We start from the raw sequence: 24073 nt of genomic DNA, 5'->3' as shown, positions 1-24073 counted from the left end.
GTCGTTTTCCTCAGATCGCTCATTCGGCGCGATTTAATCGCTGCTGAATCCTCAACAAGAATCCGGCTTCAAAGGCATCCTGACAGTCACCGACAGGAAAGGTCTTGCGTGTTTGCGCCAGCGCCCACCACAGGGGAATCTCGCCGGGCGTATCAAGCCAAGCCTGAGCACACTGCACGCCCCGTTCGATCATTGAGGCAAACTCAGTACCCCAAGGTGTCAGAAGACTTGGGCAACCATCTGCCGCAGGAATTGAGATGTAGTTTTCGTCCATACCCACCCTAGATTTCTGATTCATTGTTAGACGCTGGACCCAGCCTCGAAATCTTAACGACACCAAATGAACGCTTGATAACAGGCATAAGCCTCAAATGGCCTAGATCAATGCCAATGTAGACTATATCCCGTGGATTGAGAGTCCCTCAAGGCGCAATTTGCGCGCATGACTCAAGACTACGAACAGCTTCGTCTGCAGTTGGCGGAAAACATCCGCTGGATGCGACGCGTGAAAAACCTTACCCAAGAGCAGCTGGCGCTCATGGCCGAGGTGGATCGCACCTACGTCAGTCAAATCGAACGATGCACGGGCAATCCGTCGCTGTTGGTCCTGTGCAAGCTCGCCAACACTCTCGAAGTCACCACAGATCAGCTACTTATAGAACCCGATATCCTGCGCAGCGCCCTTCACGTCAAATACTAGTCTCACGTCTCACAAACCCGATAGATCCGCCTTCATAATTTCCACTGACAGTCTTCAGTCCGTAACCGAACCTGCCCAGGCCATACACCGAGAGCCTGGATCATGCCTGTTGCCTGCTCGTCAATCCCACCCACAAAGCTACGGCCCTTAGCGCTAAGCATCCTGCTGGTGTGCTGCCCAAGCATGGCGCTAGATACCGGCAGCATCAGCTCCTCCGTGCTTTCGCCAAACTGTCTCGACTACAGGGTCGTCGGCATTTGTTTTTGGCTCCTCTGCACACCCTTCGGCTGCACGGTCAAAACCTCGACCAAGGTTCGTCATTTCATTCCTGAATTAGTGGTCTCGAGCTACGCCACCACCGGCAATAACCCTTGGACCGAGATGGCTACCCTCTCCTCTCCCATCAGCGGTGCGGAAGGTGGCGGCAACCTGATCACACCGAACACCCAGCGCGACAACCTGCCCCGCTTCAAGAACGTTGATGGCATCGGCCACCCCGGAGGTTGGGCCGCCACGCGATTGGCCTCTCAATCCGGCTATGCCTGTGCCAGCGGTGCTATTGCGTTCATGCCCTACTACCTGAGTACCCTGGACTCACTGGCCTGGCGCCATGGCATCCCGGAAAGTTTCTACCCCGAGTCGCTCATGCCGGGGCTCCGTGAAATCGGTAGTCAGGCCTCGGGAAACATGTGGGGAAACGTTTATCCCCGGCAGGGATTTCTGGTACAGCCCGACGACTTCAAGGCGGCCGCAGTCATGGCGCAACGGGCTGGCGATTTGATTACCCGCAATTGGCAGCCGCATGTGTACGTACCACTGACGCCCGCCAAACGCGACGGCTACTGGCCGCCTGGCCCGATCGTTGAAAACGACGCGGCGACCCACAAATGGCAATTGCTCTTCCCTCAGATTCAGCCCACGTGTGCCATCTTCCCCAGCGATCCGGTACAGAGCGCGGATGGCAGCTACATCTGGTCGCTGTGGCGCCCCTATAGCTGCTGCAAACGTGAGGGGCAGACCTTTCTGTTCAGTATCGACTTCGAAGGCGGTGCATCATGATTCGGCTTTGCGCGCGATCATGGTTGGGCGTGATGAGCCTGTTGCTCTGTGGACTGCTCGCCATGGCCACGCATGCCCACGCCGCCGAGGGGGATTATCGCTTGGGTACTCAAGGCGAAGTACTCGACGACCGAGTCATGTACACCATTGGTGGCGGCTCGTCAGTCGGCTCACCGAGTTCGCTCTACCGACCCAGTGGTCTCGGTGTCGGCGGGTCTTGGCGAGCGAATATGATGTGCGGAAACATGAGCCTCACCAACACTCTTCAAAACCAGCTGAACGGTGTTACCGAGGGCTTCCAGCAGATAATGGGTGGCATCGTGCAGAACGCGACCCAAGCGGTAATGTCGCTGCCAGCGCTGATCATCCAGCGAGCCAATCCCGGTCTCTATGAGTTGCTCAGTAACGGGGTGATGCAAGGGCGGATCGACTTCGACCGCTCCAAACTGACCTGCCAGGCCATGGCCGAGAAGATGGCGGACAAGGTCGGTCAAGCCGGCTGGGGCGCGCTGGCCAAGAATCAGGAGATGCAGGGCAACCTGGAGCAAACCGGTGGCGATGCGGTGGCTGCGGTGAAAAACACCGAGGCCCGCAACGGCAACAATGGCGTGTCCTGGGTAGGCGGCTCGAAGGCTGGAGGTAATGGGCAGATGCCCATACGAGTGACTTCCGACGTTGTGCGAGCGGGCTATAACCTGCTTCATAACCGTTCGGTGGATGACAGCGCCTCGATCAGTAGCAGTGTTTGTCTGGGTGGGGCTATTTGCCAGACATGGACCTCGCCCCAAGAGGAATCCGAATGGGCCGTTCGGGTCCTGGGCGAGAGCGAAGTTGCGACCTGCGACGCATGCGAAACCCTGCGTGCTACCGCTGGCAGTGGGTTAACGCCACTGATCCAGGAGGCCTAAAGCGAACATCTCAAGGCCCTGCAAGGGCTGTTATCTGGCGCTCTGCCGCCTACCCCTGACAACCTGGCGAAAGCCTCCAGCCCGATGCTGCCGGTGACCCGTGGTGTGGTCGAAGCCCTGCGTGACGACCCCGACCAGGATCTGTTGGCACGGCGCCTGGCCAGTGAGACGGCCTTGTCCAGTGTGCTCGACAAAGCGTTGCTGCTACTGCGCACCCTGCTGGCGGGCAGTCACGAACCGAACATCGCCTCAGCCGAGCCAGCCCAAACTGCCTTGACGAAAAACATCGACGCTCTGGAGCGCGAAATACGCCTGCTGCAGACGGAACTGCAGGTCCGGCAGATGCTGGCCACCAATACCGCCAGCCTGGTGCTCGACCGACATGCCGGTGGTGCCGAAGCATCGCGTACCGTCGAGCAAGGCGACCCCGAACCCGGTCGACTCAATGATGCTGACGCCAGGCGCAAGTGAGCCATGAAACGCTCATCGCTATTCACGCTGCTTTCAGGTGTGGGAATTACCGCCGTGATGGTCCTGAGCGCCGCACTGGTCGCCTGGAAGGGCCGCACTGCGCTGGGTAGTTTCGAGGTCTGGCAGCAGGCATTCGAATCCGTACGACCTTATCTGCGGGGGTGGCGCACCCTACTCTACGCCGCAGTTTTCGAGCTCTGGTGGGATCTGCTTCGACGCTACCGACATCGACCACAAGATCGATTGCGCTTAAAGCGCATCGGAGCATTAGGGCTCGTGCTCGTTACTTGCGTCGAACTCACCCGACTGTGAGGCCACCACCATGCTCATGAGTACCAATAGCTACCTTGAGTTTTACCTCTCACTGCTGGCCTGGATCATCAACAACGGTCTCTGGAGTGTACTATCCGATACCGGGCTGTTTGCCGCGCCCTTCGGTGCCATCATCCTCCAGGAATGGTTGTCGGCCCGTCAGCAAGGCGCGGATGAAGGCAACAAGGGACTGCTCTCGGTACCGCGGATCGAGAACCGGTTATGGCTGGCCTACATCGTCGTGTTGTTCGGTTGCGCGCCTGTGTTTCCGTTGAGCCTCTCGTCAATGACGCTCGATGATGCAGCGAGTCAGCGCTGCGGCGTCAGTGTGGCCAAGCCGGCGGAGACCGCCTGGGGGACGACCTTCAATACCATCGGCGAACGCTCCGCCAATGTACCGATCTGGTGGTTTCTAGTCCATGCCTTGAGCAAAGGAGTTACCGCCGCCGCCACCGCCTCTATCCCCTGCGAACCGGATATCCGGCAGATGCGCATGGAGATCGACAGTTCGCGCATCGATAGCCAGGTACTGCTGCAGGAAGTCGCCGACTTCACACGCGACTGCTATGGCTATTCCCGTTCTCGGTTGTTTACCAATCGCCCGCAACTGGACAAGGCACAAAGTCATGACGCGTCCTGGATCGGCTCAAGCTATCTTCTCGACACGCCCGGCTACTACGACACGGATCGTTCACGCACACCGCGAATCAGTTGGCCGTATGACGAAGGCCGCGATGTTTCCTTGCCGCGGCTGGAGAATGGCGCGGGCTACCCCACCTGCAAGCAGTGGTGGAGTGATAGCGGTATGGGGTTGCGCGAGCGCTTGATCCAGCAGGTCGATCCTTCGCTGCTGACTCAGCTGAAAGGCTGGTTGACTGGCCGTTCGAGCAACGAGATCGAGGATGCGACTTTGCGTGAGCTGGTCAGCCCGCGCCAGCAATCGATGTCCATGTCGCCCGGGCAGGTGTACCAGGACTATGGCTCCAGTGCCCGCGGCGGCTCGATCAATCAGGGTCTCAATAACCTGGCCACCAATACCGGCTTGGCCCTCGGTTCCTTTAGCAACTTCCCGGCGATGAATGCACTACGCGCCGCCCTGCCGATGGTGCAGGCATTCCTGATCATGGGCATCATCATCAGCTTGCCGCTGATCCTACTGGTCAGTACCTATCAGCTGAAGACGGTCATGACCGTGACGTTCGCGCTGTTCACCTTACACATGCTGAGCTTCTGGTGGGAACTGGCGCGCTGGGTCGACTCCAGCATGCTCGATACCCTGTACAACCAGGTTTCGGCTTCCAATCAGGTGCTGTTGTCGCTGCCCACATCCGGGTTTATGGATGGGACTGTCACCGCGCAGGTGATCGAGTATGTGATGGGGGCGATGTTCATCGTCCTGCCGATGGTTTTTCTAGCCACCCTGAGTTGGGCCGGATATAGCGTAGGTTCAGGCGTGGAAGGAATGCTCAGCAGGGGAACCCACGCAGCACAGACAGCGAGCTCTAGCGGAACCTCTCAGTTGATGAGCGGTGCAAGAATTGTTTCGGGTAAATCGAGCTCAAAGTAACCAAGAGGCTACTTCAGAGAACCCCATTTATCGTACCGCTCAGGCCAAGACGTTCTATGCATTGGATTATCGGCATCGTCAATACCTGGAGTGTCTGAATCTTCAATTGGGATAGCTGCTAATACGACGATTGTGCACACCAGCACAAACAACCAGAAGCTAACAAAAATAAATGCTCCGAGCAGAGTCAACTTGGCAGCCAGGAAACTCCCGCGAACAAGAATTTTGCCTGCGGGCATACCTACCGTCTCCGAACGCTCAACCATGCGGGATTCAAACGTTTTCAACCTACGGTAACCACGCTTCACCGACATACCGCAGACGTACGCCCAGCGGTGGGCACGTGAACGCTGAGAAGGTTGCTGAATCGGCATGGTCTCACCCTCTTCTGAACGTCTTCATGGTTGAGACAATAGCAATAGCGTACTACTGAGATCGGCCAGTGCCTGACCGTTTATCAGTTTGCCCCAGCCGAAAAATCTTCACTGGAAGACAGAAGACAAGATCCGTTAAACAGGGTCTCTACAGTCATTGACCCATACAAATCGTCCAGTTAAATACAAGGTACGGATCGCTGTTATCGACAGCATTTTCCCAGGTAGCCAGAACCTTCAAGGTTACGTCACTTCGGTGATAGTTCTCCCCAAGTGCGATTAGCGTTCGGTAGCTCGCACGGTCACCGTCTCTTCGGTGATGAACGCCGCCTGCTCTCCTGAGCGCCTTTCGAGTTCGGCTCGCCAGGCAAATCCTCTTGTTTTTCTTCAACCCACTGCGGGGAAATCTTTTCCCGCACGGGACAGGTTTCTTCGCGTCTCAACGGAGGCACACCATGTCCGACTCACTTACGCCGGAAGTACTGAACACCTTCCGGTTGCCCATCGTGTTCACCCCTGGCGCGTGGCAACGCGCAGTACTGCTCGAGCAGTCCGATCACGCAGAGAAGCTGCAGATCGATCGGTTAAGCAACGTATTGCGCGCAGCCATCGAAACACACCTGACCTCTCCACACGAGCCCTATGTGCTGTTCAAGGTAGTCCAAGTTGAACCAACCGATCACTTAGGCCACGACCCGTTGTTGCAATTGAGTCTCAGCCTACTCCAAGAACCGGGTCAGCCTGGCGCCTTGCTGATTGCGCTTGCAGGAGAACATCAGCGCTAAGCGCAATTGGCGGCGCCTACCTCCACATTCGGATGGCATACAGGCCTGCCTCAATCCTGCCCATCACCCACCGAGGAATCCTACCCCGACGGGCAAGGCGTTCCTCCGTTTTTCTCTCGAGGAAATTGCCATGCGCGATATCTACCAGGACGTAACTGACAAGATTGTTACCGCGTTAGACCAAGGCGTTGCTCCCTGGATCAAACCCTGGTCCTCAAGTGGCTCAGCTTACGTCGGTCATCAACCTTACCCCATCAATGCAATTACGCATCGTCCCTATTCGGGTATCAATTTACCGTTGCTCTGGGCCGAGGCCAGGTTGCAGGGGTTCACACAAGATCGTTGGCTGACCTTCAATCAAGCCAAAAAAGCGGGTGGGCACATCCGTAAGGGTGAGCACAGCACTCTGGCTGTGCTCGACAAGCCGATGGAGCGCGAGGAACAGACCGAATCAGGCCAACCCGTACTTGATGAACATGGTCAGCCCAAGGTCGCTCACTTCGGTATTCTCAGGACGCATTTTCTGTTCAACATCGAGCAATCGGAGGGGCTCGAAATGCTCAATAACACTCTGCTCGAGACGGTACAGAGTGATCCCTTCCAGCCCAACAGCGCCGCGGAAAATCTGCTGTTAAGTTCAGGTGCACGCATCGTTCATCGGCCTGCCGATGAAGCCTTTTACCACCCGATCAGGGATCTCATCCAATTGCCGACAAAGGCACAATTTCACGATGAAAGCGGGTACTACGCCACCGCACTGCACGAGCTGACGCACTGGACCGGGCATCACGCTCGGTTGCAGCGCGAAGGCGTTACGTCACCCTGTCCGTTCGGCTCGCCAGGCTATGCCTTTGAGGAGTTGATCGCCGAGATGGGCGCTGCGTTTTTATGTGCCTACGCCGGTATACAGGGGGAGCTGCGGCACGAGGGCTACGTCGACTCCTGGCTCAGCCTGCTCAAGGCTGACAAACGCGCGATCTTTCGCGCCAGTGGCCACGCCCGAAGCGCGTCGGAGTATGTGCTCAACCTGGAGCAGCAACTGAAGCAGATGGTAATGGGTGACTCACGATGCATGAACGATGGAGTTTGATAGTTATCTCACCGCTGCAATCGCATCACAGGGCCCAACGCAAGTTGGGCCCTTTTTTCTGACACCCAGAAAACCCATGCCGCGAGGCTCTGATTCAACGGGTCAGGGATGGGTGCACACCCGCACCCTGTCATCCCGCATCCAGATTCTGCGCCAGAAAATTCACCAGCTCGAGCGGACTCCGGCTGTCGATCACCTTGTAGATTAGATCGCGTTTACTGCGCGGCAACTTCTTGACCACGCTCTTCGCTGAAGCCCTGACGGCTTCGTCGGTCCCATGGATACGTGCCGCGAGCAGCAGCACGAGCGTGGCGTCAGTAAGGTTCATGGCAAGACCCAAAAAATAGGCACCGCAGTGTACCGACTCTTTTCTTTTTCGTACCAGCCCCAACAAAACGATGTGTAGCAGTATCGATATCCCGATTGCCGCGCAAAGGGACACGAGCCAAAAAGGACGGGTAAGGGTTGGAAGGGAATGGGGACTCAAGGGTAAGAGCTCTATCCGAAAAGGCTAAAAGGCCACTGACCCAGCCACCTCCCGGGGGTCACGATGCTCAGTCTGTTTCGCCACAAAAAGCAGAAGCCACCTCCGCCACCGACCGTCAACGTCGCCGAAGGCTACCTACCCGTTGAGTCGGCCCACCGCTTGTTAGCAGCGGACCACCGCTGTCAGTTGCTTGATCGGATTTGGCAGTACACCGCCCTCTCCCACGCGCAGTTCAGCCAGCTCTATTTAAATCCGATCCATCGTTACGCCGAACAAGTCCAGCAACTCCCGGCCAGCGAAACACACCACCATGCGTATCTCGGCGGCATGCTCGACCATGGACTGGAACTGGTCGCCTGCAGTTTGAAACTGCGTCAGTCGTATCTCCTTCCCAACGGTGCCGCACCCGAAGACCAAGCCGCTCAGACCGATGCCTGGTCGGCAGGTATTGCTTATGGCGCCCTGCTGCATGACATCGGCAAGATCGCCGTGGACCTGCAGGTCGAGCGTCACGATGGCCGTCTTTGGCATCCTTGGCACGGTCCCCTGGATCAGCCCTACCGTTTTCGCTATGTCAAAGGTCGCGACTACCACCTGCACGGCGCCGCCGCAGGCTTGCTCTACACCCACATTCTCGACCGACCTATCTTGGACTGGCTCAGTGGATATCCTTCGCTCTGGGCCAGTTTGCTGTATGTCCTAGCGGGTCAGTATGAACGTGCCGGCGTGCTGGGCGAGTTGGTGATTCAGGCCGACCGCATCTCCACCGCGCAGAACATTGGCGGCAACCCGAGCAAGGCGTTACAAGCCCCCATCCATTCGCTGCAACATCACTTGATCAGTGGACTGCGTCACCTTGTTCAACACGAGCTGAAACTCAACCAACCGGGTGCGGCTGCTTGGTTGACACAAGACGCACTCTGGCTAGTCAGTAAGACGGTCACGGACAAGCTGCGAGCCTATCTGCTGTCGCAATCAATTGAGGGTATTCCCTCGTCCAACATCGCCGTGTTTGACGAACTGCAATCGCATGGACTGATCGAGCCCACCTCAGAAGGCAAAGCCATATGGACTGCACTCGTGGCCCAGGGAAACTGGCAGCAGAGCTTTACCTTTTTGCGCCTTCAACCGGCATTGATTTGGGGGAGCGCAGACCGCCCCCGGGCTTTCAGTGGAACGGTGAGCATTGCAGCCCATGACCACTCAACTGACACCCAGATACCAACACCAGCGCCCGAGACAGTCAGTGCACGATCAGGTCAAAGCCAACCGCAGCCGGATCCAATGGCGCTAGAGGATGCCGATTACCTCGGTACGCTGCTGGATATGTTCGAGTTGGAAGAGCCAAAGGCCAATGACGCGCTGTCAGAAAGAGCCGTCAAAACTTCAACGCTTCAATTGGATAACCCAGGCCAGGCATTCCTGAATTGGATCAAGGAAGGCATTCTCAGCCACAAGCTGAATATCAACGACAGCAAGGCTAAAATCCACACGGTGGATGGGAGCGTATTTCTGGTCACGCCTGGTCTCTTTCAACGCTATACGCAAGAATTCCCCGGTATCTCTCAGGGCGCCTGCCAAGAGATTGAAGAATGGCGTTGGGTGCAGAAGCAGTTTGAGAAACTGAAGGTCCACAGGAAGCGCGGCAATGGTTTAAATATTTGGGTCTGTCAGGTGGAAGGTCCTAGGAAGAAAGGAAAACTCCAGGGCTATTTGCTAGAAGAACCAAAAATATTATTCGAAGCTACGCCGGTTCCTTCGGACAATATTTTTTTAAAAATTGAAAAATTCTAAATGTCCGTAACACCCCAGACTCGACTCAGGCAACCAGGCGAAGGATTGCGCACTGCGCGTCAGTCCCTGTTGCCAGCTCAACGATTTAAATACATCTCACAGGGCACAAGGCGAAGCCGAACGTACCACTCTTTGACCCCGCAGATGCTCCCTGCCAGCGCCTTGGAGCTAGATCTCGGCAATCGCCCATTTCATAATATTTCGCTCAAACGGGGACAGCTGCATCCCATCCAAGCGGATCGCCAAGTGCCGTAACTTGTTCAGCAGGTCATTCAGGTTGTCAGATGGAAGAATTGAACTCTTAATACGCGTCGAGACCTGCGTGGGAATCCCATATTCGTCCAGCGCCGTCAGTAAGGGATCGTGAAAAAGGTTCTCCATCTGCTCAGAGAAGAAGCTGAAGTCTCCTGGCTCAATATTGCGCTGGGTGAAGACATCCGCCTGAATTTTGCTTATGGCCATAAAATCACGAGGAAGGCGATAGCACAGTACGTTACGGATAAACTTGAGACGAAGGTTGATCGCTTCGCTAGCAGTGGTGCCCGCTCGGTTAGTGTCGATTGCGTTCTGCAGATACGCCGAGAAGTCTTTCTCCATTCGGACAGCGTTGATATGAAAGGCAAGCTGAGGGCCTGAAATGATTCCATAATCCATCAGTTTGGTCTGAAGGTGATCACAGACTAAGGTGCACACGTATTCGAGCTGGTTTTGTTCGGGGTTTCCTTTCCAAGTTAGCATTCGGCGACTCACTGCAAGATTCCTGATAATTGATTCGGCGATCTCTATCTGCCGGTCAACGGGGATATGCCGATTTTCAACGAGGGTCGCAGTAGACAGCAACGGCGTCGCATACGCCCGATCCAGCCGTTGACGGGAGATATCCGTGAGGTACTCCGGCTCCAGCTTCATCAAAAGCCCCATCGGAGAATCTTCGTTCTGTAGTCCGATCGGGTATTCAACAGTGAGATCTTTTTCTTCCGGAGGAGCCTCCAGCATGTAAACCTTGCCGATGAAGTAGCGGTTCATGCGACCTGCGCGGCCAGAAATGTTCTTGAACGTGAAGAAATCGAACGGCGTGTTACTAACCCGGCGATCATAAATGATGACGTTTTCTGCTGAGGTATTGACCCCCTCAATCATCGTTGACGTGCAGATGATGTGCTTGATTGTCCCCTCGTTGAAGAGCTTCACAAAATACTGTTGCAGCGCTCTAGGGACGCCACCATGGTGAATGGCGATACCAAGCGATATGGCCTTAGCGACGTTCCACTGGGGGTGGTACTCCTTCGCGATCCATTGAGCAAGGTCTTGGGTCTGCGTGAGCGGCGAAAACCCACCCTTTTCGATAAGGAGCTGTGCAATCTTGTTAGCGCTTGCTGGCGACTGAGAGTAGATGAGCGTGGGGGTGGCAATTTTGCGGCAGAGTTCTAGGAGCTTGTCCTTGCGCGCATCTCCGTTGGTCGGCAAATTGAAATACTCAACATCAACGGCCACTGTGGAAAAATTGGAGGGGATGAAATTGTACTCATAAGCGTCGAGACCGTGGATATTTTGGATATGCGGGCCGAGTAGATAGAACTGCGCCCCCTGTCTTGCCAGTTTGTGGAAAGCCAAGCTCAAATCAATTGCACGGCTGCCGGTTTCCGAGTCACTGCACAGGTCAAGTTTGTAGAATTCATCTACGACGAAAAAACCGACGTCCTGTAAATCGTCACGCTGGAAGACTCTCTCCTGGGTCAGCAGGTAAACGTTTACTCGTGCGTCGTCGGCTTCCTGAGTCGGATGCGTGATGACATTGCATCTCTGTTTGAAGCGCTTGACCAGACGTCGGCGCGTTTCGTCGATGAGGGCGATGGTTGGGACGATGACCACGATCTTGCGAAATTTTTCCTGGGCCAGAACGGCGTCTATCACCAAGCTTTTACCGACGCTTGTTGAGGCACTCAGCACGACGTTGCGTCCTTGCATCAGCAAGCTGAACACATGAGCCTGCAGCCGATGAAAAACCATGCCCGCTTCAACTCCGTCAACCCGATGCACCTCATAGGCCAGACGGTCTGAAATCGATATTCCATCGAGGTACGGAGTGATGTAAGGGAATAGGCCCACCGCGCGGATCATACTCAGCAAAAGAGATTGCTCAACTTCACCAAACAAGGCGAATTTATCGAGCGCACGGATGACGAGGTCTCGCCCTTCCCACTCTGGATTCCCCCGGTTCACGGCAACACTGATAGCTTGGAGAAGCTCGATCCTGGAGCTTGAATCTTCACCGAGCCGTTCGAGTCGTTCCTTAACTACTTCGTATCTCATGTCAGCCTAAACCCTGCAACGTGAGTTAAACTCTTTGATCAAGTTCTGGATGCTTTCGATAGGGACAAGGAACACAGCAATTCGGATTTGATCCATTCTCTTCGGCAGATGGACTTTCAATGAACTGTAGTGGTCGTTGATCTCGTGCTTCAGCCGATCAATATAGTCGGAGAGGTACCCAGAGGATAAGGCATCACTGTCATAAGCCAGTAACACAGGAAAGCACAGCACCTTCAGCATTTCTTCAGCAGGCGCGTTTCGTTCTAATGCTTTGTTGAACTCCTCCGAATTGGAGCGGAGGTGATTCGGTTCGCGCAGTGAGATAATAATCTCGCGCTCGTTGGTCAGTGCGGCTTTGTTAATTGTCGAATCCAGAGTACTGCAAACCTGCGCCACAGTCTGGTCCATGGTCCCCACAGTAATCATCCTCGCCAACCCCAACCAGAGTTGATCAACCTCGCCTGAGCGCTGAACAATATGGGCGTTCCCGAACTCGGATAGGCCTGTCTTTGAGGCAAAAAACACTTTGCACGCGATAGGCTCGCTATTTTCCTTATTTCTCAAAATCACATGCAGGATTAGTTCTGCAATTAACTTATCGCGCTCCATACCATTCTGAGTGAACGTAGCAATCGCCTTCGACAGAATCGTCTGAGCATGGTGAACCTGAAAATTCACAATCTCGCTGGCTTGTAAACAGAACTCGGGAAGCCACTGAACCAGGTGCTCAGCAAGTTCCTTTTGCCTCCACTCGCCAAAGTCATACTGAACGTCGTACCCAGTCAAGCTTCGTAGCAATCCCTCCTCGGTTGCCGCATGGAATTCGACCAGAAACGGCGGAGGCTTGGATTTATAGGGCTTCGAGTAAGTGATGTTTTTGCTATCAGCCGCCGCCAAGAGTGCATCAAGGCGATCCATGGCATCCGCGCGCGTAATGACCTTTTGGATAGATTCCGAGATGACGTTTGCGGTTGCCGCATCATCTGCCCAGCTCAGAAATTCGGCGTAAATTGCCTGCTGTTGTTTGTGCGTAGGCCACGAGCCTTGAAGATCGATTATTTCTGCAAGCTTACGCAGATTCACTGACTCCAGCGCGTCCACATCGCCACAGATCTGCCACACAAAATTATCCGCCCAATAGCAAAAGTCACGCCCCATGGGTGATCGTGTTTTCTTAAACTTCTTAGCAAGGGCTGTCCCACGACTGGTCGCAAGATCAGGCTGAGTTCGCTTTTCAAGCTCTAACTTGAAGCAATTCAAAGCTTTGGCGGTATCGCGTTTGGTGACCATTCGAAACAGAGCTTTTCCAGGGCGGCAGTCACATAGCAGTGACTTCTGCAGTAGAGAAGTGTCAGCCCGACCGCTGTCCAGAGCTGTTGCTTCACTCTGGTTCCACTTGCTGTCACCTTCGGTGGTTTTGACCTGGATATATTCGTTAACCGTCTCACCAGACTGGCGAGAGACCAGCACGATGTCGTCAGCAGTCTCACACTCGACGTGCTGGTAACTGCTATCGCGAAGCATCTTCAGTATGAAGGAAACGGCAACGTGATCCTGGTACTTGAAACCTTGCCTTGCCGCAGGCCCACCTTTGTTCGATGGGATATTCATAAGCACCATGACGTCCCTGTATCGCTTGAATCGAGCCGGTCACGTCGGCATCCTGGGTCACTTAGGGATAGCAGACGCGCGTGTTAGTACGGAAGCTACCACTAATGGCAATTGGCCGACTATCCCTATTCCTCAACCGCCTACCCTCGCAACGTAAGAGCCACGGCACAGGAGCATCATGGAGAAAGCATGAGGACCACACCGCTAGGTTAGAACGACCTTAAACAGGCGCCTCGCGATATACCTCGAAAAGCCTCCAGATATGAGGGGTCCCGTATGCACCGGCTTATGGAGTAGCCCAGGAAAGCCGCCCATGCAGGCTTGTGCGCTTCAAGCAGCGACAGCATGGCTGCAAATACTCGTTTATCTGTAGATTTGGAGCTTCGTATCGGACGGCTCGAGGCATCGCAGTTCGTACCCAATATTCTGCTTGACGCTTGAATTTCATACATTGCAAATGAAGACGCCATCAAGATGATATTACGCTAAGCTGGACGCAACGAGGCGGTACCAAAGGAGAGGATATGGCATCGGCCAGGCAGGATTTTGAGCGTTTTGTGGGATGGCTGCAGGCGCTGATGAAGAATTGACCCATCTGCCGAAAAAACGCTGACCCAAGCAACCTTCAAGGCTACGGCCGTCTGTGCTGGGCATCTACCTATCCATGTTGGGGCAGTCTTGCCCCAGCAGGGAGAGCAATTCTGCATCACCGCCAACATACCAGCTTCACCGAGTACGCTCCTCGTAACGGTACGCCATTAGTCGCTGTCGCAGCCCCTGCGGGTCGAGAAAGTCTTCTCTCGCCAGCCTGTACTGATAAGACACACTGGTCATGGGGTGTTCTGCACGGGCTAGATTTCCCAGCGCTTGCGTTGAGGTAGCGCTGAGTTCTCTCTGTTGGTGCCAGGTCACCATCCCGTTACCGTAAAGCACGAGGCGCTGTATTCCACCGAGGTCAGCCATGAGCGAATCCTTCCAGGAATCGCGCATTGCACGCGCTGTAACCTCTGCCTGACGCTCTGATTCCAATTGAACTTCGCGCTCCGAAGGTTTGAGCTCAGGTAGCATCTTTATGTTCTGTAGACCGTCGAGATACCCCTTCAATTGGCTAACCGCTGCCTGTGCTGTCCAGTTCGCTGGATCGGACGGGTCTGCTGCGATCGCATCAAAATGACTTTCTGCGAGACTTGGATAGTTCAAAAATACTGGGTCGAAAATCAGTGCGACCAGATCAATGCTCCGCTGCCCGGCAGTAGAGCGTGCCAGTGACGCCAGAAAGCTTGCCAAGGTGCCGGGCTGATAGAAGAAAGTGGCCACCGCCTTGCGTGCGATGAATCCTGTTTCCCAATCATCGAGAACGACTGGGCTAAAATCAGTGGAGAAGAGAGGATCCACGCCCACTTCAAACAGACTCTCTTTGAGCTCGCGGCAAAGTCGGAAATCTCCTCTGCGCAACCATGAGATAACCCACTGGTCTAGCACTTCCTGCGGAGCTTTCCTTAGTGACTGAACCAACATTTGAAAATGCCCTAATTTCGGAGACTCTGCTGGCCTGAGTACCAAGGCCTCAATGATCGAACGTGCTCTTTCTCCCCCGCAATGTTTCAAGCTATTGCTCAACGCAACGTCCAACGCCCCGATCGTTTCAGGCTTAAGAGGCGCTTCCAGGAGGCGGGCATAAAGATGGTCAACGATGGGTAGGCCTTGTGCTGGCAAGCTGTAAGCCAGCGCATAGGCTACGGTGTGGGCGATCTGAGCAGAGGCAGGAACGCAGGCCGATTTGATTAGTTGCTCGATCTCTGACTGAGGCGCCTCGTTGCCGACGGGCAACCATGACAAGCCAGTTTTTAAAATCGCCGAGCGTAAGGCCTCATCATCAGTCCCCTGTAACGTTTCAATCATGGTGCCAACAACGACAGTCCAAAGCTCCCCATTTTTGAACGAGCAACTGCAGAGCGCCTTTATTGCCGCCATCCGCTGCGTTTCATTATCGCCCTTCAGGTGCCCCAGCGCACATTTGGTGAATCGAGCTTCGTCAACTACCAGCCCGCAACGAATCGCAATGGCAAGCGTCTGGTATCTGTCTGCTGCTCTTGGATGCTGGTGAGTTAGGTCAAGCAGTTCAACAGGCCTGGATGGTGCTGAACGGCACCACTCTGTCAGAGCGGTGGATGTCGCGTAAGAATTCAGTTCATCGCCGTAAATCGTATCAAAAGCTCTCAGGATGTGTAGAGCTGGGACGTTGAGCTTACCCAGAATCCGCTCAAAAATTTGTATTCCATGGAGGCGGCTGTAACCCGAGTAATTTTGCACGAGAGCTTCATCAAGAGGTGCGAGCAAGTCGACCCTGCCATCGTTATGCATCTGCGCCAGCAACTGGGCAAACGTTTCTTGCTCATTAAAATCGCAGCGAAAGCGGTCAGAGAAGATTATGTCTGGCAGCGTTTCAGTCTGGCCCAATCTGGCGATTTCATCGATTGTCGGTAAAGCCATCCCGGCACTCCCTGGCGTTGTAAGTCCTGGCGTATGAGTGTGCACTCGCGACACATATTAATCGAATGATGGCTTTCTGGTCGCTCTTGACAAAATGCTTTTAACAACGATGGCACGCGCCCTCTGTGGGGCACACAACAGTGGCTGCGGGTTGTTTTGCGCCATCTCCGATTCGCATACGAATCGGAGATGGTACGTGCGAAATGCGACTGCTGGCGAACAACCAGCGGTCCGGAGCGACCGGCCTCATGGTAAATAAAAACCAAGGGAGTCCGAATCTGACTGCCAGTTGACCGAAATAGTCTTTAGCATTGCATCACTGGCGTGCAAACGTGCGAAAGTGGTGTCCCATAGATCGTTCAATGCGATTGTTGATTTCCACGGCCGTCCGGCCCCCTCCAGGCAGGCAGCGGCGCGATGCTGATTGGCGCCGAGTCAGCCTTCACCTGATCGCCGGATGTCGGCCCCAAGCTATTCTCCTGAGCGAAAATGGCATAATATGTCAACAATCAAAAGTACCTGTTTGCATGGAACTGGAGCTAGTTATGGCAACGAGAAACGTGGTGCTTACCCCTCACCAGGAACAGGTTATCCATGACCTGGTTCAGTCCGGTCGTTATCAGAATGCCAGCGAAGTGATGCGAGAAGGTTTACGTTTATTGGAGCAGCGCGTCGCCGAAGACACCGCCAAAATTGAGGCACTGCGTCAGGCAACTTCGATCGGCATCATGGATCTTGAGCGTGGGCGCTTTACTCAGGTGAACGAAGGAGATCTGGAGCAGTACCTCGAGGGCTTGAGCCTGGAGGCCACCCTCCCCGCGAGAGAGAAACACTGAGCATGCCGCAGTATCGGATTTCCAACGCGGCGCGCGCCGACATTGTCGACATCCTCAGGCTCTCCCAGACGCAGTTCGGCGATCAAGCACGCCAGCGCTACCAGACGCTGATCCTCGCGGCGCTGCAAGCGCTTGCCGACACGCCTTATCGCATTGGCAGCCACGAGCGCGGTGAGGTTGCACCGGGCCTTCGCAGTTATCATCTCTCCTATTCACGCCAGCAGGCCAAACATCCCCACGGGGCGGTCAAAAGCCCACGCCACGTCGTATTTTATCGTGTAGCAAATGACGAAGTGATCGAGGTCGTCCGACTCCTTCATGACGCCATGGACGTGCAGTTGCAATTGCCTGATGACTGATCAGCGATCCAAGACACAGACATGACTGGCCAAGAACAACGAAGGTGAGACGCTCCCTCTAGCCCCCCCACTCTGCCAGCCAACTTATTTCAGGACAGGTGCTGAAAGATAGCCCGGGCAACTTCGAATAAGGATTTCGACTCATCGAACCACCAAGGATTTGCCGGATTCGGATTGGTCATCCGGTATACGGGGGGGCACTGAATGCCAGCCATGGCCACCGAGGTCCGCGCCAGAAATCGCAAATCGCGATCGCTTGCACACTCAGCGCAACTGGGGGCATGACTGGGGGCATAAATAGATTTTTTCAAGCTGAAAGTACTGTCCTAGAGCCCAGTCAACATGTTTTTTGGAAGCTCTGTCAACATGGAGCAGCTATGACTGACAGCTCTCGGCCAAATGCGGACGACCAAGAGAGTGTCAGATTTTTTGTGTGCGAGCGGTGATGGTCTACCATGGGGCAGGCCTTTATTCGACAGTCGCCACCTCCCCTTTTCCGGGACTGATGAGCAAACCTCATGAAGCCTTGCCGATTTACCCGTCTAGTCCTCAGTCTTTAGCGCGCTTACTGTTCTCCCCACGCCCAACGGGAGATCAATATGCACAAACGCACACTCGGCAACAGTTCACTTGAAGTATCCGCCCTCGGCCTCGGCTGCATGGGTCTGAGCCATGGCTATGGCCCGGCCACGGATACCGAACAAGCCATCGCACTGATCCGCTCAGCCGTTGAGCGAGGCGTCACGTTCTTCGATACCGCCGAATTCTACGGCCCCTATATCAATGAGCAAGTAGTCGGCGAGGCGCTGGCGCCAGTTCGCGACCAGGTCGTGATCGCTACAAAATTCGGCTTCGCCGTCGGCGCCGACAATACAAAGCAGACTCTGGACAGCCGGCCCGAACGTATTCGAATAGCCGTCGAAGGTTCGTTGCGTCGACTCAAGACTGATTACATCGATTTGCTCTACCAACACCGCGTTGATCCGGACGTGCCGATCGAAGACGTCGCCGGCGTAGTGAAGGACTTGATTAGCGAAGGCAAGGTCAAGCACTTCGGCCTGTCGGAGGCCGGTGAGCAGACCATTCGCCGTGCGCACGCGGTGCAGCCGGTCACAGCACTGCAAAGCGAATACTCGCTGTGGTGGCGTGAGCCTGAGCTGGAAATCCTGCCGACCCTTTGGGAGTTGGGCATCGGCTTCGTACCGTTCAGTCCATTGGGTAAAGGCTTTCTCACCGGCACGGTGTCAGCCGAGGCCACTTATGGCAGTGACGACTTCCGCAGTATCGTCCCTCGTTTCAGTCAGTCGGCGCTGCAGGCCAATCAGGGTCTGGTAGTGTTGATCCGTCAGATTGCTGCGCAGAAACAAGCGACACCGGCCCAGATCGCGCTCGCCTGGCTACTCGCACAGGCACCGTGGATTGTGCCGATTCCGGGTACGACCAAACTGCATCGCCTAGAAGAAAACCTCGGCGGCGCGGACATCACGCTGGATGCCGCCGAGTTGAAGGCCATTGCTACAGCGCTGGCGCAAATCCGCATCGAAGGCGAGCGCTATCCCGAGGCGCTCAAGGCACGGGTCGGTCGATGAGCAACGATCACGATCCGCTGCGGCGCACGGTGATCGCCGCACTGGCCAGCGCTCCGCTGCTGTCGCTCGCCGACACGCAGGGCGCCAGTGAAACCCCGCGTTCAGGTTCGCGGATTCTGGTCGCGTATTTCTCTCGCTCGGGCAATACCCGTGTGGTTGCCGGGCTGATCCAGCGTGGACTGGGTGCCGATCTGTTCGAGATTCGCCCGGCCCAGGCCTACCCTGAGGACTACCTGCGAACCGTGGAACAGGCGCGCCAGGAACGTGACAGCGGCTTCGAACCCGAGCTGCAAAACACGGTTCACGCCCTTAGCGACTACGACACGATCTATCTCGGTTTTCCGATCTGGGGTGAAACCGCCCCGCCGATCGTGCGCGCATTCCTCAGCGCCCACGACCTGACCGGCAAAACCCTCATCCCCTTCAACACCCACGGCGGGTATGGCGTGGGTAACAGCCGCAGCGTGCTGGTCAAGCACGCGCCGAAGGCCAAAGTGCTGGAAGGTTTTGTGATGGAGGGTGAGCAGGAGCGCAAGACCATGGAACGCGTGAACGGCTGGTTGAACGATCACCCCCTCACGCGCTAATCGAATTTTGTAAGGAGTGACATCATGAAAGTCCGCACGTTGGGCAATGGCCTGGAAGTGTCCGCACTGGGCCTTGGCTGCATGAGCATGACCTCGGCCTACGGGCCGGCTGCTGACAAGGCCAGCATGATCAAACTGATTCGTTCGGCCCACGAGCAAGGCATTACCTTGTTCGACACCGCCGAAGCGTATGGCCCGTTCGCCAATGAAGAGCTGCTGGGTGAGGCCTTGCAGCCGATCCGCGAGCAGGTCGTCATCGCCACCAAGTTCGGCTTCGATATCGACTTGATAACCGGCGAACGCGCCGGCGGCACCAACAGCCGCCCGGAACATATCCGCGCCGTGGCCGAGGCGTCGTTGAAGCGCCTGCGTACCGATCGCATCGACCTGTTTTATCAGCACCGCGTTGATCCCCAGGTGCCCATCGAAGACGTGGCCGGCACCGTCAAGGATCTGATCGCCGAGGGCAAGGTCAAGCATTTCGGCCTTTCTGAAGCGGGTGTGGAAACCATTCGCCGGGCCCACGCGGTGCAACCGGTCACGGCGGTGCAAAGCGAATATTCGCTGTTCTGGCGTGGCCCGGAGCTGGAACTGCTGGCAGTGCTGGAAGAACTGGGGATCGGCTTCGTACCGTTCAGCCCGCTGGGCGCCGGTTTCCTCACCGGTCAGATCGACGAGCACACGGAGTTCGACGCGAGCGATTTCCGCAATGTCGTGCCGCGCTTTTCACCTGAAGCGCGCAGGGCCAATCTGGCGTTGGTCGATGTGGTGAAAGCCGTCGCGCAACGCAAACACGCCACGCCGGCGCAAGTGGCACTGGCCTGGTTGCTCGCACAGAAACCGTGGATTGTGCCGATACCGGGCACGACCAAACAGCATCGCTTGGAAGAAAACCTGGGCGCGGTCGAGCTGCAATTGACCGGCGACGATCTGCGCGTGATCAACGAACAGATGGCGCAGATTCAGGTGCACGGGGAACGTCTGCCGGAGTCGGCACTGAAAATGACCGGACTCTGAGTCTGCCCAACGCGGCGCCATGTGCGGCGTCGCTTTCCCTGTCTGACCGGAGAACTAATCCGATGAACAGATTGATTGCGCCACTCGTTGCTTTGTCACTGATGGCGGCAGAGTGCCAGGCCGCCAGCGAAATCCGCATTACGCCAAACGGCTCGCAGCCCTCGGTCAAGGGCGCGGCGCAAAACTTTACCGGCACGGTGCGCGTTGATGGCCTTTTCAAAGGTGAACCGCCGGCGCGCATCGGCGGCGGCATTGTGACTTTCGATCCGGGCGCACGCACGGCGTGGCACACCCATCCGCTGGGGCAAACGCTGATCGTCACTGCCGGCGTCGGCTATGTGCAGCAAGAGGGTGGCGCGCGTCAGGAGATCCGTCCGGGCGACAGTGTCTGGATTCCACCGAACACCCGTCACTGGCACGGCGCCACGGCCAGCAACGGCATGACCCACATCGCCATCGCTGAAGCCGAGGACGGCAAGACCGTCACCTGGGCGGAGCAGGTCTCGGAGGCGCAATACGCCGGCCAATAAAGTTACGGAATGTGTCAAAGCTGCTCGACCGGCACCTTCGAGGCAAACCTCCACGCAACCTCAAGGCCCCGTAACAACAGGCCCGCACCGGGATTCCAGCGGTTATTGCAACGTCGACTCATGAGCTCTGCTCAGGAGTCCATGCGCAATTTCGGGGTTAATCGCCACAACCATCCTCCTTACGATCCAGCGACACCGCAGCGCCACGCAATGGATGGAGCCCTTCACGATGATCACTGACACCCGCAACAGCACTGCCCTCCCCACGCTCATGGCGCTCTGCCTGAGCGTCGGGGCGATGCTCAGCGTCACCACTCAAGCAGCCGAGGCTTCGCCCACCATGACCAGCACACCCGCCAGCGTAGCCAGCTTGTCGAGCCAGCAACAAACCATTCCACTGATCGCGGCGTTCATGGCAACCAGCGACATGCCCAACCTCAACACGGCGCTCAACCAAGGGCTCGATGCCGGCCTGACCATTAGCGAAATCCGCGAAGTTCTCGTGCAGCTCTACGCCTACGTCGGCTTCCCGCGCAGCCTCAACGCCTTGAATGAATTGATGACAGTGGTGCAGGCGCGCAAACAACGCGGCCTTGACGATGCGACGGGGCATGAGCCGAGCCGGGCGATTCCGGTCGGGGATGAGCTATTGGCAGCGGGTACGGCGAATCAAACGAAAATCTCCGGCGCCCCGGTCATAGGCCCGGTGTTCGAGTTCGCCCCAGTGATCAACCAGTTCCTGCAAACTCACCTGTTCGGCGACATCTTCGAGCGCGATAACCTCGACTGGCAAAGCCGCGAACTGGCGACAGTCGGGGCGCTGGCAGCGTCCCCGGGCGTGGAATCACAACTGCGTTCGCACATGGCGGCGAGCCTGCGCGTCGGGCTGAGTGCGGCACAGTTGCGCCAGGTCACCGAGCTGCTTGAAAAGCATGGCGATACACAGACTGCCAAGCGGGCAAGCGCAGCGCTGACCCAAGCGCTCGCAACAGCGGGGAAATGACATGAAATCTGCAAAGCATTTACTGAGCGTCACGCTGCTGAGCCTGTTGGCGGCCTGCGCGAACCACTCCGAAGGCCCGCTGCTGATCCAGAAACAAGGCAGCTTCGCCGCCGGCGGAACGATGACCACGGCACCGGGCACCTTCAACCCGCGCCAACCGATGACACCCAACGGCCAGACCTACCACGGTGACCACGCCTACGCCTTCTATCAAATCCCGGCGGACGCGCGAAAACTGCCCATCGTCATGTGGCACGGCGCGGGTCAGTTTTCCAAGACCTGGGAAACCACCGCCGATGGTCGCGAGGGTTTTCAGAACATCTTTCTGCGCCGCCACTACGGCGTCTATCTGATCGATCAGCCCCGGCGTGGTGATGCCGGGCGCAGCATGGTTGAGACCACCATCAAGCCTGTGCCGGACGAACAACTGTGGTTTAACCAGTTCCGCATCGGCCTTTGGCCCCGCTACTTCAACGGCGTGCAAGTGGCACAGGACGCCCAGACCCGCGAGCAGTTTTTCAGGGCAATGACGCCGAACACCGGGCCGTTTGACATGGGCGTGGTCTCCGATGGTGTGTCGGCGCTGTTCGACAAAATCGGCCCCGGCATCCTGTTTACGCATTCTCAGGGTGGCGGGCCGGGCTGGTTGACGGCGATCAAGAACGACAAGGTCAAAGCCATCGTGGCGTTCGAACCGGGCAGCAGTTTCGTGTTTGCTGACGGTGAAGTGCCGGCGCCGATTCCCAGCGCGTTCGACACGGTGCAAGGCGCAGCGGTGCCGATGGAGCAATTCATGGCACTGACGCGCATTCCGATCCTGATCCTGTACGGAGACAACATTCCGGAACAGACAGTCGATCTGCCCGCTCAGGACAGTTGGCGCGCACGCCTGAAAATGGCCCGGCTCTGGCGTGACGCGGTCAATCGCCATAGCGGTGATGTGCGACTGATACACCTGCCGGAGATTGGCATTCACGGCAATACCCATTTCCCCATGTCGGATCTGAACAACGTGCAGATCGCTGATCTGGTCGCGCAGTTCCTCAAAGAAAAACAGCTGGACTGACCCAAATACTTTTGCTACTGCCGCCCTTTTTTTGCTCAGGAGCTTCACGTGAAAAACACTCTCAAAGCCACGCTCATGTCGGCATTGGTCGGTCTCTCGGCGGGCGAAGCGTTAGCCGCTGACTACAAGAAGAACCCGTTCACACTCGCCTATGACGGCGCGATCAGCAAGAACGAGCCGGGCAAGGTCAACATCCACCCGGTCAGCTATAAGCTCAACGGGCTGGACATCGCCGCCAACGTCTACACTCCTGCCAACTACGACGCGAAGAAGAACTACCCGACCGTGGTGGTTGCGCATCCCAATGGCGGCGTAAAAGAGCAAGTCGCCGGTCTCTATGCCCAGCGGCTCGCCGAACAGGGCTACATCACCATCACGGCCGATGCGGCCTATCAGGGAGCCAGCGGTGGCCAGCCGCGCAGCATCGATAAACCGGCGTATCGCATCGAAGACATTCACGGCATGGCCGATTTCATCAGCCAGTTCGCTGGCGTGGATGACAATCGTCTGGGCCTGCTCGGCATTTGTGGCGGCGGTGGTTATTCGTTGGCGGCGGCGCAAACCGACAAACGCTTCAAATCCCTGGCGACGGTGAGCATGTTCAACTCGGGTCGAGTACGCCGCAACGGCTACAACGACTCGCAAATGGACAGCATCCAGCAACGTTTGCAGCAGGCATCAGCTGCCCGCGCGCAAGAAGCAGCGGGAGGCGCGGTGCTGTATTCGGGGGATGCCAACCTCACCGACGAGCAGATTGCCAAACTGCCTTTCGAACTGTATCGCCAAGGTTACGAGTACTACTGGAAAACCCACGCGCACCCGAACTCGACCTTCAAATACACCAGCAGCAGCCTTATTGACCTGATGCGTTTCGACGCCACCGACCATATCGAGTTGATCAATCAACCGTTGCTGATGATCGCCGGTAGCAAGGCCGACAGCCTGTACATGACTCAGGATGCGTTCCCCAAAGCCACCGGCACCACCGACAAGGAAGTGTTCATCCTCGATGGCGCCACCCACATTGAAACCTACTGGGTGCCGCGTTATGTCGATGCGGCGATCGGCAAACTGACGGATTTTTACGCACGCACCTTGTGATCAGCGCGCCAAGGGTCGCGC

22 protein-coding genes and 1 pseudogene are annotated in these 24073 nt (G+C 56.4%); 17 read left to right on the top strand and 6 right to left on the bottom strand.

From position 1 onward, the window contains the following. Nucleotides 1-19: 19 nt before the first annotated feature. Nucleotides 20-274: a LasR-specific antiactivator QslA gene (locus BFQ04_RS10200; protein WP_065950703.1), complete on the bottom strand. Its 255-nt coding sequence runs from the start codon at nt 272-274 to the stop codon at nt 20-22. Nucleotides 275-442: 168 nt separating this feature from the next. Here BFQ04_RS10200 and BFQ04_RS10195 point away from each other — a divergent pair, with 168 nt between their 5' ends. The 5 genes and pseudogenes from BFQ04_RS10195 to BFQ04_RS10175 all read left to right on the top strand — a co-directional run bounded on the left by BFQ04_RS10195 (nt 443) and on the right by BFQ04_RS10175 (nt 5017). After that, nucleotides 443-700 carry a helix-turn-helix domain-containing protein gene (locus BFQ04_RS10195; RefSeq protein ID WP_065950702.1) on the top strand — a complete coding sequence of 86 codons (258 nt, stop codon included), beginning with the start codon at nt 443-445 and terminating at the stop codon, nt 698-700. Nucleotides 701-802: 102 nt separating this feature from the next. Beyond that, nucleotides 803-1759, top strand: a complete 957-nt coding sequence (locus tag BFQ04_RS10190) for a TIGR03756 family integrating conjugative element protein (protein WP_065950701.1) — start codon at nt 803-805, stop codon at nt 1757-1759. Then, a pseudogene (locus BFQ04_RS10185) lies at nt 1756-3138 on the top strand (integrating conjugative element protein). The gene BFQ04_RS10190 and the pseudogene BFQ04_RS10185 overlap by 4 nt, the downstream one beginning before the upstream one ends. Before the next feature lie 3 nt (nt 3139-3141). Continuing rightward, a complete protein-coding gene (locus tag BFQ04_RS10180) occupies nt 3142-3450 on the top strand; it encodes a hypothetical protein (protein ID WP_065950700.1) in 309 nt (102 codons plus the stop codon). 10 nt (nt 3451-3460) lie between these two features. Beyond that, nucleotides 3461-5017 (top strand): conjugal transfer protein TraG N-terminal domain-containing protein, encoded by a 1557-nt coding sequence (locus tag BFQ04_RS10175; protein WP_065950699.1) that lies wholly within the window; start codon nt 3461-3463, stop codon nt 5015-5017. 8 nt (nt 5018-5025) lie between these two features. Here the strand turns inward: BFQ04_RS10175 and BFQ04_RS10170 are convergent, their stop codons facing one another. Next, entirely contained in the window at nt 5026-5391 is a 366-nt protein-coding gene (locus BFQ04_RS10170; protein WP_065950698.1) for a DUF3742 family protein, read from the bottom strand. A 455-nt stretch (nt 5392-5846) separates the two neighbouring features. On the opposite strand from BFQ04_RS10170, the gene BFQ04_RS10165 reads away from it, so the two are divergent. Next, entirely contained in the window at nt 5847-6176 is a 330-nt protein-coding gene (locus BFQ04_RS10165; protein WP_065950697.1) for a hypothetical protein, read from the top strand. Between the two features lie 130 nt (nt 6177-6306). Beyond that, nucleotides 6307-7266 carry an ArdC family protein gene (locus BFQ04_RS10160; RefSeq protein ID WP_065950696.1) on the top strand — a complete coding sequence of 320 codons (960 nt, stop codon included), beginning with the start codon at nt 6307-6309 and terminating at the stop codon, nt 7264-7266. Nucleotides 7267-7396: 130 nt separating this feature from the next. Here BFQ04_RS10160 and BFQ04_RS10155 read toward each other — a convergent pair whose 3' ends face one another. Then, nucleotides 7397-7594: a DUF7740 domain-containing protein gene (locus BFQ04_RS10155; RefSeq protein WP_065950769.1), complete on the bottom strand. Its 198-nt coding sequence runs from the start codon at nt 7592-7594 to the stop codon at nt 7397-7399. A gap of 222 nt (nt 7595-7816) precedes the next feature. On the opposite strand from BFQ04_RS10155, the gene mobH reads away from it, so the two are divergent. Further along, complete coding sequence (mobH, locus tag BFQ04_RS10150) at nt 7817-9547, top strand: MobH family relaxase (RefSeq protein ID WP_065950695.1); 1731 nt, start codon at nt 7817-7819, stop codon at nt 9545-9547. A gap of 168 nt (nt 9548-9715) precedes the next feature. Here mobH and BFQ04_RS10145 read toward each other — a convergent pair whose 3' ends face one another. The 3 genes from BFQ04_RS10145 to BFQ04_RS10135 form a co-directional block, all read right to left on the bottom strand. Continuing rightward, entirely contained in the window at nt 9716-11860 is a 2145-nt protein-coding gene (locus BFQ04_RS10145) for a DEAD/DEAH box helicase (RefSeq protein WP_065950694.1), read from the bottom strand. A 6-nt stretch (nt 11861-11866) separates the two neighbouring features. Continuing rightward, a complete protein-coding gene (locus BFQ04_RS10140; RefSeq protein ID WP_256544570.1) occupies nt 11867-13471 on the bottom strand; it encodes a HamA C-terminal domain-containing protein in 1605 nt (534 codons plus the stop codon). Between the two features lie 726 nt (nt 13472-14197). Further along, complete coding sequence (locus BFQ04_RS10135) at nt 14198-15964, bottom strand: hypothetical protein (RefSeq protein WP_065950692.1); 1767 nt, start codon at nt 15962-15964, stop codon at nt 14198-14200. Between the two features lie 545 nt (nt 15965-16509). Here BFQ04_RS10135 and BFQ04_RS10130 point away from each other — a divergent pair. From BFQ04_RS10130 to BFQ04_RS10090, 9 genes are all read left to right on the top strand, one after another. Beyond that, nucleotides 16510-16800: a type II toxin-antitoxin system ParD family antitoxin gene (locus BFQ04_RS10130; protein WP_065950691.1), complete on the top strand. Its 291-nt coding sequence runs from the start codon at nt 16510-16512 to the stop codon at nt 16798-16800. A gap of 2 nt (nt 16801-16802) precedes the next feature. Further along, the gene (locus BFQ04_RS10125; protein WP_065950690.1) at nt 16803-17159 is read left to right on the top strand and encodes a type II toxin-antitoxin system RelE/ParE family toxin; all 357 of its coding nucleotides are present in this window, start codon (nt 16803-16805) and stop codon (nt 17157-17159) included. Nucleotides 17160-17758: 599 nt separating this feature from the next. Beyond that, on the top strand, nt 17759-18748 hold the full coding sequence (locus BFQ04_RS10120) for an aldo/keto reductase (protein ID WP_065950689.1): 990 nt from the start codon (nt 17759-17761) through the stop codon (nt 18746-18748). Beyond that, entirely contained in the window at nt 18745-19335 is a 591-nt protein-coding gene (locus BFQ04_RS10115) for a flavodoxin (protein ID WP_065950688.1), read from the top strand. Before BFQ04_RS10120 ends, BFQ04_RS10115 begins: the two co-directional genes overlap by 4 nt. 24 nt (nt 19336-19359) lie before the next feature. Continuing rightward, entirely contained in the window at nt 19360-20352 is a 993-nt protein-coding gene (locus BFQ04_RS10110) for an aldo/keto reductase (RefSeq protein ID WP_065950687.1), read from the top strand. Between the two features lie 62 nt (nt 20353-20414). Further along, nucleotides 20415-20882, top strand: a complete 468-nt coding sequence (locus BFQ04_RS10105) for a (R)-mandelonitrile lyase (protein WP_065950686.1) — start codon at nt 20415-20417, stop codon at nt 20880-20882. Nucleotides 20883-21111: 229 nt separating this feature from the next. Beyond that, the gene (locus BFQ04_RS10100; protein WP_065950685.1) at nt 21112-21885 is read left to right on the top strand and encodes a carboxymuconolactone decarboxylase family protein; all 774 of its coding nucleotides are present in this window, start codon (nt 21112-21114) and stop codon (nt 21883-21885) included. A gap of 121 nt (nt 21886-22006) precedes the next feature. Further along, a complete protein-coding gene (locus tag BFQ04_RS10095) occupies nt 22007-22951 on the top strand; it encodes an alpha/beta hydrolase (protein ID WP_175413272.1) in 945 nt (314 codons plus the stop codon). 48 nt (nt 22952-22999) lie between these two features. Further along, on the top strand, nt 23000-24052 hold the full coding sequence (locus tag BFQ04_RS10090; RefSeq protein WP_065950683.1) for an alpha/beta hydrolase: 1053 nt from the start codon (nt 23000-23002) through the stop codon (nt 24050-24052). The last annotated feature ends 21 nt before the right edge of the window (nt 24053-24073 follow it).

The organism is Pseudomonas sp. 37 R 15 (genome assembly GCF_900004865.1).
In the GTDB taxonomy this organism is placed as follows: domain Bacteria; phylum Pseudomonadota; class Gammaproteobacteria; order Pseudomonadales; family Pseudomonadaceae; genus Aquipseudomonas; species Aquipseudomonas fluorescens_AM.
This window is presented reverse-complemented; position numbering and strand designations above follow the sequence as displayed.